This is a genomic window from Nonomuraea sp. NPDC001684 (assembly GCF_053596515.1).
Window position 1 is genome coordinate 1 of the sequence record NZ_JBSFGJ010000357.1, and the last position, 9,641, is coordinate 9,641.

Sequence of the window (9,641 nt, forward strand, 5' to 3'; positions counted from 1 at the left end):
GGCGGAGTCCGCCGAGCGCGTCCCCCATCTCCCAGATGGTGTTGGTGGTGAGCGCGAACGCGGCCGTGGCGAAGGCGCCGACCAGGAGTTTGGACAGGCCCAGCAGGGCGCGCCCCGGACGGTTGGCCCGAATCATTCCGGTCAGCAGCCGCACCCGGCCGGCCAGCCGCGAGGCGAGGTAGCCCAGTTCCCCGGCTTCGGCCTCGCCGACCACCCGGTGAATGGCGGCGACCCGGGCGGCCAGTTCGGCCGGTGCCCGGTCGGCCGGCGGCACCCGCTCCTCGGAGGTGTCAGTGAGCAGTCGGCTCACGAGACCCGGGATGGCGGCGCGGAGCGCTCGCAGCTGGCACAGCCCCAGCGCGGGCAGGGACACCGCCGCGACGCGGCGCCGGGCGGACGTCTGCGCGACCAGCGGCACCCGCTCGGTGTGCAGCGGCAGGTCGGTCAGGCAGATCGCGACGTCCCACCGGGCGTCGGCGCGCCGGCGGGCGAGATCGTCGAGCAGCGCCTCGACCCCGCCGTCGCGGCGCGGCGCCACGTCACCCCAGCCTGCCCGGACGGTCCACCGCACGTGCGGGTCCACCTGCTCGGCGAGCCGGTCGGCCAGCTCGGCGGCGAGCCGCGCGACCACCTGCGCCGGATAGTCCGGCGGGGTCGCCACGAGCCCGACGACGATCTCCGGCCGATGCTGCTCACTGATGGCCATGAGCGCTCCTCGCCGGTAGCCGGGTGGATCCCGGGACCGAATACCCACAGCCGCGCGGCACATGCATCGTGTATCGGGTGATGCTCCGGCGCCGGGATGGACAAGGTCCAGGTGGATATCGTCCAGTCGGGCAAGCCGGTCGCCCGACGACCTGCGGCGTTCGGGCTCCTCGTGCCGGCACGACATGGCGACGTCCGGCCCGTCGTGGACGGCCATCCAGACGACCTCCACCTTTCTTGCCTGAATCCGCTGGTGTCAGCCGTTTTGTCGGGGGCAAGGGACGCGGGGGCGTCAGCAGACCGGAGGCCGCCTGCGGCGTACGCATCAACCACTGCAACCTGCGTTAGGACACATGATGACCGACAAATTCGCCCGTGCGCTCGGGTGGGCCAGCCTCGCGCTGGGCGCGGCGCAACTGGGGGCACCACGGGCGGTGACCCGCCTGTGCGGCGTCGACGACGCGCCCGGGGCCACGGCCGTCGCCAGGCTCGTCGGCGGGCGCGAGCTCCTGCACGCCGCGCTGCTGCTCGGCGCCAAGAACCCCGCTCAGTGGGTGTGGACCAGGGTCGCCGGCGACACGATGGACCTCGGCGTCCTGGGCCGGGCCGCGGCCGGCCGCACCGGCGCCCGCCGCACCCGCGCGCTGGCCGCGCTCGGCGCCGTCGCCGGCCTCACCGTCCTGGACGCCGCCTGCGCCCGGCGCGGCACCGCCAAGGCCAAGGGCCCGCTGCAGGTGCGCGCCTCCATCACCATCAACAAGCCCCGCGACGACGTCTACCGCTTCTGGCGCGACCTGGAGAACCTGCCCACGTTCATGGGCCACCTGGACTCGGTGCGCACCATCAACCAGCGCCACTCCCGCTGGAAGGCCAAGGGCCCGATCGTTGACCTGGAGTGGGAGGCCGAGATCATCGACGAGCGGTTCGGCGACCTGATCGCCTGGCGGTCGGTTCCCGGCACCGGCATCGCCACCGCCGGCCTGGTCGGCTTCACCGACGGCCCCGCCGGTCAGGGCACGGTCGTGGACGTCTCCCTGGAGTACGGAGCGCCCGGCCGCAAGCTCGCCGCCGCCGTCGCCCGCATGTTCGGCGAACACCCCGAGCAGCAGCTCCGCGACGACCTGCGCCGCTTCAAACAGGTCATGGAGACCGGCGAGGTGGTCCGCTCCGAGGGCAGCCCCGAGGGCCACCTCGCCCGGCGCCAGCTCCACCAGCGTCCCGCACAGCCGATCGGAGGACGGGCATGAAGGCCAACGTGTGGGCGGGCCGCAACCGCCTGGAGATCCAAGACGTCCCGGACCCGCAGATCCTCAACGCGCGTGACGCGATCGTCCGCGTCACCTCGACCGCGATCTGCGGCTCCGACCTGCACCTCGTGGACGGCTACATCCCGACCGTCAAGAAGGGCGACATCCTCGGCCACGAGTTCATGGGCGAGGTCGTCGAGGTCGGCCCCGGCGTGCGCAACCTGCACGCCGGGGACCGCGTCGTGGTGCCGTTCCCCATCGCCTGCGGGGCCTGCTTCGCCTGCGAGGCCGAGCTGTACTCGCTGTGCGAGAACTCCAACCCCAACGCGGGCATGGCCGAGAAGCTGATGGGCCACGCGCCCGCCGGGATCTTCGGGTACTCCCACATGCTGGGCGGCTTCGCCGGCGGGCAGGCCGAGTACGTGCGCGTCCCGTTCGCCGACGTCGGCCCCATCAAGATCGAGGACGACCTGACCGACGAGCAGGTGCTGTTCCTGTCGGACATCTTCCCGACGGGCTTCATGGGTGCGGAGATGTGCGACATCAAGCCGGGCCACACCATCGCGATCTGGGGCGCGGGGCCGGTCGGGCAGTTCGCCGCGGCCAGCGCGTTCCTGCTCGGCGCCGAGCGGGTCATCGTCATCGACCGGTTCCCGTACCGGCTGCGGCGGGTCCAGCGCACCGGCGCCGAGGTGCTCAACTACGAGGAGGTGAACGTGCTGGACGCACTGCGCGACATGACCGGCGGGCGCGGCCCCGACGCCTGCATCGACGCCGTCGGCATGGAGGCCCACCACCCGACCCCCGCCATGTACGCCTACGACCGCACCAAGCAGGCCGCCCGGATGGAGACCGAGCGGCCGTACGCGCTGCGCGAGGCCATCATGGCCTGCCGGAACGGCGGCGTGGTCTCCGTCATCGGCGTCTACGGCGGATTCGTCGACAAGTTCCCGATGGGCACCGTCATGAACCGGTCGCTGACCATCCGCACCGGACAGTGCCACGTGCAGCGCTACACCGAGCCGCTGCTGCAGCGGATCCGCGCGGGCGAGATCGACCCGAGCTTCGTCGTCTCGCACCGCATGCCGCTCAGCGAGGCGCCGCGCGGGTTCGAGCTGTTCAAGCACAAGCAGGACGAGTGCAACAAGGTCGTCCTCACTCCGTAAGCCCGCCTTCGCGGCCCATAGCCGGTTCCGCCCGATTTCCTCGGCGGCCCGCCGCTCCGCCAAGGCGGCGGAGCGGCGGGCCACAGCGACGGTGAGCGGCGTATGACCAGGACCCCGTTCAGGCCGGGTAGGCGTGCGTCTCGGTGGCCTTGACGGAGGCCCAGATCCGCTGGCCGGGGGTCAGGTCGAGGTCGGCGACGGCGGCCGGGGTGATGTCGGCGAAGGCCGTCAGGGGGCCGTCGAGGTGCACGCGCACGTTGTCGCCGTGCCGTTCGATGCCCTCGATCCGGGCTTGCCACAGGTTGCGCGGGCTGCCGTCGGGGCGGCTGCGGTACAACGCCACGGCCGCGGGCGGGAAGGCCACGAACGCCGGCCCGTCGAGCTCCTCCGACGTGTGCAGCAGCACCTCGCCGACCTTGACCCGCACGCCCTCGGCCACGCCGCGATAGAGGTTGAGCCCGACCAGGCGGGCCACGTAGTCGGTACGCGGATGGCGGGCGACCTCGGCCGGCGGGCCCTCCTGCACGACCGTGCCGTGCTCGATGACGATCAGCCGGTCGGCCAGCACCATCGCGTCGAGCGGGTCGTGGGTGACCAGCACGGTCGCGCCCTCGAAGTCGGCCAGATGGCGGCGCAGCTGGGAGCGGATCTCCAGCCGGGTGTGGGCGTCGAGCGCGGCCAGCGGCTCGTCCAGCAGCAGCAACTCGGGCCGCACGGCCAGCGCGCGGGCGAGGGCGACCCGCTGCGCCTGCCCGCCGGACAGCCGTCGCGGCCTGGCGGCGGCGTGGGCGGCGAGGCCGACCCGCTCCAGCAGCGCGGCGGCCGTCCGGCGGGCCTCGGCCTTGGGCACGCCCTGGCAGCGCGGCCCGAAGGCGACGTTGTCGAGCGCCGACAGGTGCGGGAAGAGCAGGTAGTCCTGGAAGACCATGCCGATCGGGCGGCCCTCGGCGGGCAGCGTGTGCAGCGGCGCGCCGCCCAGGCTGATCCGCCCGCCGGTCATCGGGGTGAGCCCGGCCAGGGCGCGCAGGGCGGTGGTCTTGCCGGCGCCGTTGGGGCCGAGCAGCGCCACCACCTCGCCGGCGGCGACCCGCAGCGAGACGTCGAGGGTGAAGGCCGGCCGGGTGACCACCAGACGGGCGTCGAGGGTCACGGCGCGCTCACCCACCGGTCGCGCAGGCTGGCCAGGATGACCACCGAGACGGCCAGCAGCACCAGGCTGAGCACGATCGCCGCCTCCGGCTCGGTCTCCAGCGCCAGGTAGACCGCCAGCGGCATCGTGCGGGTGGTGCCGGGGAAGTTGCCGGCGAACGTGATCGTCGCCCCGAACTCGCCCAGCGCCCGCGCCCAGCACAACACGGCCCCGGCCACCACGCCCGGCATCACCATGGGCAGCGTCACCCGGCGGAACACCGTCCAGCGGGAGGCGCCGAGCGTCGCGGCGGCCTCCTCGAAGCGCTGGTCGGCGCCGCGCAGCGCGCCCTCCACGCTGATCACCAGGAAGGGCATCGCGACGAACGCCTCTGCGACGATCACACCGGCCGTGGTGAACGGCAGCGTGATGCCGAAGGCGGACTCCAGCCACTGCCCGGCCAGGCCGCGCCGCCCCAGCACCAGCAGCAGCGCCACGCCGCCGACCACCGGCGGCAGCACCAGCGGCACGGTGACCAGCGCGCGCACCAGCCGCCGCCCCGGGAACGACACCCGCGCCAGCAACCAGGCCAGCGGCACGCCGAGCAGCAGGCAGAAGGCCGTGGCGACGGTGGCGCACAGCAGCGACAACCGCAGCGCCTCCAGCACGTGCGGCTCGGCCAGCCGCTGGAGCAGCGTGGACCAGGGGGCCCGGATCAGCAGCCCGGCCAGCGGCAGCACCAGGAACGCCAGCCCCGCCAGCGCGGGCACGACCAGCATCCACGGCGCCCGCCCCGAGATCTCACGGCCCGCGGCCGGGCGCCCGGCGGGCAGGTCCGCCGGGCCCGGACGCCGGGAGCGAGCGCTCACGCGGCCTCGAAACCGGCCTTGGCCAGGACGTCCTTGCCCTGCTGGGACAGCACCAGGTCGACGAACTGCTTGGCCAGGTCGCCGGCCGGGGCCTTGGTCAGGGCCGCGATCGGGTAGTCGTTGATCGCCTGGGCGGCCTCGGGGAAGTCGATGCCGGTCACCTTGCCGCCGGAGGCGATCACGTCGGTCCGGTAGACCAGCGCGGCGTCCACCTCGCCCAGCTGCACCTTGGTGAGGGTGGCCTTGACGTCCTGTTCCAGGGTCACCGGCGTGACCTTGAGACCGGCCGCGCCGAGCGCCTTGACCGCGGCGGCCCCGCACGGCACCTGCTCGGCGCAGAGCGCCACCTTCACCGCGGGGTCGGCCAGGTCCTTCAGCTCGTCGACCTTGGCCGGGTTGGCGGCGGGCACGGCGATCTGCAGCTTGTTGCGGACGAACGTGACCGGGGCGCCCGCGAGGGAGGCGTCGGTGACCGTCTTCATGGTGGCCGGGCTGGCGGCGGCGAACACGTCGGCGGGGGCGCCCTGGACGATCTGCTGGGCCAGGGTGGCGCTGGAGCCGAAGTTGAACCTCACCGTCGTTCCCGGATGGGCGCTCTCGAAGCGCTTGCCGAGCTCGGTGAACGTGCCGGTCAGCGAGGCCGCCGCGAACACCGTCACCTCCCCGGCGGACGCGGCGGGAGCGGACGAGGCGGACGTGGCCGGCGCGCCCGAGCCGCAGCCGGCCAGGCCGGCCAGCGCGAAGGCGACGGGCAGGGCGATCGACCATCGGGAAAGACGCCTGAACACCAAGGGGGGCTCCTCACACCTGACTGGCCACGCGCTCGTGGCCGGGGATCTCCACGACGACGTTGGTGGACTTGATCACGGCGACCGCCACCACCCCCACCTGGAGGCCCAGCTCGTCGGCCGCCTGCCGGCTCATCAGCGACACCACGCGGAACGGCCCGGCGGCGATCTCGACCTGGGCCATCACCGCGTCGCGGATCACCTCGGTCACGATGCCGCGGAAGCGGTTGCGCGCCGAGGAGCGGCCGCCCTCGCCGTCGGACTCGATCTGCGAGCGGGCGAAGGCCGCCAGGTCGGCGCCGTCGACGCGCCGGTGGCCGTGCTCGTCGCGCTCGGCCGCCAGCCGGCCCGCGTCGACCCACCGCCGGACGGTGTCGGAGCTGACCCCGAGCAGCGCCGCGGCCTCGCTGATCCGGAACGTCGTCACAAGCCCACACCCTACCTTCCGCATAATCCACCCTGAAGCCACACCTGGCTATGCAACAGCGACACGATCGCTGGGCATGCCATCGCATTCACGAGAGCACGCCCGGCGACCGCGCCCGGTCACCGCCGCCGGACCATCTTCCCGCCCCCGGTCAGCGCGGCGTGACGCTCGCCGGCGACCTGTGGACAACGGCCGCCACGGCGAGCGCCACGACCACCAGCAGGGCGCTGACCCACAGTGCCGACCGGTAGCCGAGCCCGGCGGCGATGGCCGCGCCGCCGAGCGCCGGGCCCGCGGTGGCCCCCACGTTGAGCGCCGCCGTGGCGAAGGAGCCGCCGAGCGAGGGCGCCGCGGCGGCGGCGTACAGGACGCGGGCGATCAGGGTCGAGCCGACCGCGAAGGACAGCGCGCCCTGGACGAAGACCAGCACGAACGCCGCGGCCGGAACGTCCGCCGCGACCGCGAACAGCGCCCACCCGGCCGGCAAGGCGAGCCCGCCCGCGACCAGCACCAGCGCCGGCCGCGCGTCCGACAGCCGGCCCGCGGCGGTCACCCCGGCGAACGACCCCAGCCCGAACAGCGCGAGCAGCACCGGCACCCACCCCTCGGAGACGCCGCTCACCTCGGTGAGCAGCGGCGACAGGTAGGTGAAGGTGCCGAAGGTGGCGGCGTTGACCAGCGCGCCCAGCGCCAGCGCGACCAGCAGGCGCGGCTCGCGCAACGCCCGCAGCTCGTGCCGGGCGCGCGGACGGGCGCTCTCCTGCCCGCCGGCCGGCACCGACCGCACGACCGCGACGACGGCCGGCAGCGACACCAGCGCCACCGCCCAGAACGCCGACCGCCAGCCGAACGCCTGGCCGAGCACGGCGCCCGCGGGCACCCCGGCGACGCACGCCAGCGTGATACCGCCGAGCAGGACGGACGTGGCGCGGCCCTTGGCGTCGGGGGCGGCCATGCCGGCCGCCGTCGCCAGGCCCACGGCGAGGAATCCGGCGTTGGCCAGCGCCCCGAGGACGCGGGTGGCCAGCAGCACGGCGAAGTCGGTGGTGAGCGCGCCCGCCACGTGCACGAGCACGAAGGCGACGAGGAAGACGAGCAGCGCCTGCCGGCGTGGCCAGCGCAGGCTGAGCAGCGCCATGAGCGGCGCCCCGACGACCATGCCCGCGGCGAACGCGGACGTCAGCGCGCCCGCGGCCGGGACGGACACGCCCAGGTCGGCGGCGATGGCCGGAACCAGCCCGGACAGCATGAACTCCGACGTTCCCTGGGCGAACACGGCCAGCCCGAGAACGTAGATGGCGAAAGGCACGAGCGGTACTCCAAAAGCAGCACGAAGGAACGCGGCGCGCCGGCGGCACAGCGGGGCGCGGGCGCTACCGCGAGGAGGGAAGGCCCGGGTTCGACGCCACGACGGTGGCGGAACAGCCGGGAGGAACCGGTCCGTACGAAGGTGATCGGATGCCGGAAGGGCGCGCGGTCTCAGGGACGGCGCGGCCGCAGGACATCACGAGAAGCCACCGACGATCGGTGGCTAGCGTCTTGACGCCTCGGGACCGGACATGCGCCACACCCTAGCCGGAGATCATGGAAGCCGTCCACCGGGTTCCCGCGCGGCCGGTCACGCGGTCTCGGCGCTGAGTGCCTGGGCCACGGGCCGGCGGGCGGCCAGCCGGGCGGGCAGGGCGACGAACGCCGCGGTCGCCAGGAGGGTGGCCGGCACGGCGGCGGCCAGCCATGAGAAGGGGGCCTGCACCGAGTTCCCGGCCGCGAAGAGCGAGAGCAGGCCGAGGCCCAGGGGGACGCCGACGACGGCGCCGGGCAGGCTGGGCAGCAGCTGGGCGCTGGACAGGCCCGCGGCGACCTGCCCGGGAGTGGCGCCGAGCGTGCGGGCGACGGCCATGGTGGCGCGCGCCTCCATGGCGGTGGTCCAGGTGAGCGTGACGGTGTTGACGACGGCCAGGACGATCAGCAGGGCGGTGACGGCGAGCATCAGCCGGCGGTCCTGCTCGCCGCGCAGGTTGGGCAGCACGGAGGAGCCGTCCAGGCCGTAGCCGCGTTCCGGCTGGACGTGGAGGGTCAGCAGGGCGACCATCGCGATCACCGTGGTGGCGGTGGAGCACGCCTGGAGCACCGCCCGGCCGGGCCGGCGGGCGGTCAGCCGCAGCCCGAGCAGGAGCGGCGTGGGCAGCAGCGCCGACAGGGCGGTGATCAGGGGCCGGTGCCGGGGCGGGCGCGCGGTCGCGGACAGCGCGCTGACGGTGGCCGTCCGCATGGCGCGCAGCGTGGGACGCAGCGTGGACAGCACCGCGACCGCCACGGCCAGGACGGTCGCGGTGACCACGACGGAGCCGCCGAGCTCGGCCGCGTCGCCGATCCGGCTGGCCGTGGGGCCGGCCAGGGCGGGCGCGGTCAGGCGGGCGATCGCCAGCCCCAGCGCGTCGCCGGCCAGCGCGAGCGCCAGGTACTCGGTGAGCAGGACGGTGGCGATCAGCCCGGGGGTGGCGCCGACGGCCTTGAGCAGCCCGGCCCGGCGCGTCTGCGCGGCTGCCCGCCCGGCGGCCAGCGCCGCGACCCCGGTGACGGCCAGGAAGCTGAGCAGCCAGCTCCCGACCACCAGGATCGGCTGGCTGTCCTTGAGGATGGCGGTGTCCTGCTCGGCCGTGAACTGCCAGGAGTGGAAGTTGACCCGCAGGTCCGGGTCGCGGTGCGCGTCGCGGAACGCCTCGGTGGCGGCGGGGTCGCGCAGCCTGAGGTCGATGGCCGTGGTGACCGGCAGGCGCCGGGCGGAGGCCAGCGTGCGGGCGTCCGAGCTGGTCAGCCAGGCCAGGCCGGCGTAGTCGCTGGGGCCGCCGCCCGGCCCGATCTGCGCCGCCCAGGGGTAGACGGAGGTGGCCGCGGTGACGGCGATCCCGACGACGGGGTACGGCCGGCCGGCGATGGTGACCCGGTCGCCGACGCCGACGTCCAGGGCGGTGGCGAAGCCGCGTTCGAGGACGGCGCCGCCGGGGCGCACCCACCGGCCCGAGGTCACCAGCGGCCGGTTGACCGGGCCGGGCCGCTCGGCGAAGCCGTGCACCACCACCTGGGACGACGTCGAGCCACGCGCGGTGAGGTCGGCATAGACGATGCGGTACGGGCCGTGGTGCGCGGCCACCTCGGGGGCGTCCGCCAGCGAGGCCAGGGCGGAGGTCGCCGCGCGGCCCGAGCCGCCGGACAGCGCCACCACGTCCGGTCCGGCGGTGGCCGCGCGGGTCTGCGCGTACAGGGAGCGGCTGGCGTCGCCCAGGGACAGGCCCAGGGCCATCGTCGC

9 protein-coding genes are annotated in these 9,641 nt (G+C 74.6%); 2 read left to right on the top strand and 7 right to left on the bottom strand.

Annotated features, from left to right (window positions below; genetic code table 11):
* The coding region (locus ACWCSD_RS39425) for a hypothetical protein (protein WP_449922547.1) at window positions 1–706 on the bottom strand (706 nt) is incomplete at its 3' end.
* Window positions 707–1,058: 352 nt separating this feature from the next.
* Between ACWCSD_RS39425 and ACWCSD_RS39430 the strand changes: the two genes are divergently transcribed.
* A complete protein-coding gene (locus tag ACWCSD_RS39430; RefSeq protein ID WP_449922549.1) occupies window positions 1,059–1,952 on the top strand; it encodes an SRPBCC family protein in 894 nt (297 codons plus the stop codon).
* The gene (locus ACWCSD_RS39435) at window positions 1,949–3,118 is read left to right on the top strand and encodes a zinc-dependent alcohol dehydrogenase (protein WP_397156938.1); all 1,170 of its coding nucleotides are present in this window, start codon (window positions 1,949–1,951) and stop codon (window positions 3,116–3,118) included. The genes ACWCSD_RS39430 and ACWCSD_RS39435 overlap by 4 nt, the downstream gene beginning before the upstream one ends.
* 118 nt (window positions 3,119–3,236) lie before the next feature.
* Here ACWCSD_RS39435 and ACWCSD_RS39440 read toward each other — a convergent pair whose 3' ends face one another.
* The 6 genes from ACWCSD_RS39440 to ACWCSD_RS39465 all read right to left on the bottom strand — a co-directional run.
* Complete coding sequence (locus ACWCSD_RS39440) at window positions 3,237–4,283, bottom strand: ABC transporter ATP-binding protein (protein ID WP_397156936.1); 1,047 nt, start codon at window positions 4,281–4,283, stop codon at window positions 3,237–3,239.
* Window positions 4,265–5,026 (bottom strand): ABC transporter permease, encoded by a 762-nt coding sequence (locus ACWCSD_RS39445; RefSeq protein WP_364336169.1) that lies wholly within the window; start codon window positions 5,024–5,026, stop codon window positions 4,265–4,267. The genes ACWCSD_RS39440 and ACWCSD_RS39445 overlap by 19 nt, the downstream gene beginning before the upstream one ends.
* Window positions 5,027–5,112: 86 nt before the next feature.
* On the bottom strand, window positions 5,113–5,904 hold the full coding sequence (gene modA / locus ACWCSD_RS39450) for a molybdate ABC transporter substrate-binding protein (RefSeq protein WP_449922551.1): 792 nt from the start codon (window positions 5,902–5,904) through the stop codon (window positions 5,113–5,115).
* 13 nt (window positions 5,905–5,917) lie between these two features.
* The gene (locus tag ACWCSD_RS39455) at window positions 5,918–6,331 is read right to left on the bottom strand and encodes a TOBE domain-containing protein (RefSeq protein ID WP_357979097.1); all 414 of its coding nucleotides are present in this window, start codon (window positions 6,329–6,331) and stop codon (window positions 5,918–5,920) included.
* A gap of 151 nt (window positions 6,332–6,482) precedes the next feature.
* Window positions 6,483–7,640 carry a Cmx/CmrA family chloramphenicol efflux MFS transporter gene (locus ACWCSD_RS39460; protein ID WP_449922554.1) on the bottom strand — a complete coding sequence of 386 codons (1,158 nt, stop codon included), beginning with the start codon at window positions 7,638–7,640 and terminating at the stop codon, window positions 6,483–6,485.
* A 309-nt stretch (window positions 7,641–7,949) separates the two neighbouring features.
* The coding region (locus tag ACWCSD_RS39465) for an FtsX-like permease family protein (RefSeq protein WP_449922556.1) at window positions 7,950–9,641 on the bottom strand (1,692 nt) is incomplete at its 5' end.

Excerpts from the sequence above, each read along its gene's own strand:
- ACWCSD_RS39435 (WP_397156938.1), top strand. The coding sequence starts at position 1,949 with ATGAAGGCCAACGTGTGGGCGGGCCGCAACCGCCTGGAGATCCAAGAC.
- ACWCSD_RS39445 (WP_364336169.1), bottom strand. The coding sequence starts at position 5,026 with ATGCTGGTCGTGCCCGCGCTGGCGGGGCTGGCGTTCCTGGTGCTGCCG.
- ACWCSD_RS39430 (WP_449922549.1), top strand. The coding sequence starts at position 1,059 with ATGATGACCGACAAATTCGCCCGTGCGCTCGGGTGGGCCAGCCTCGCG.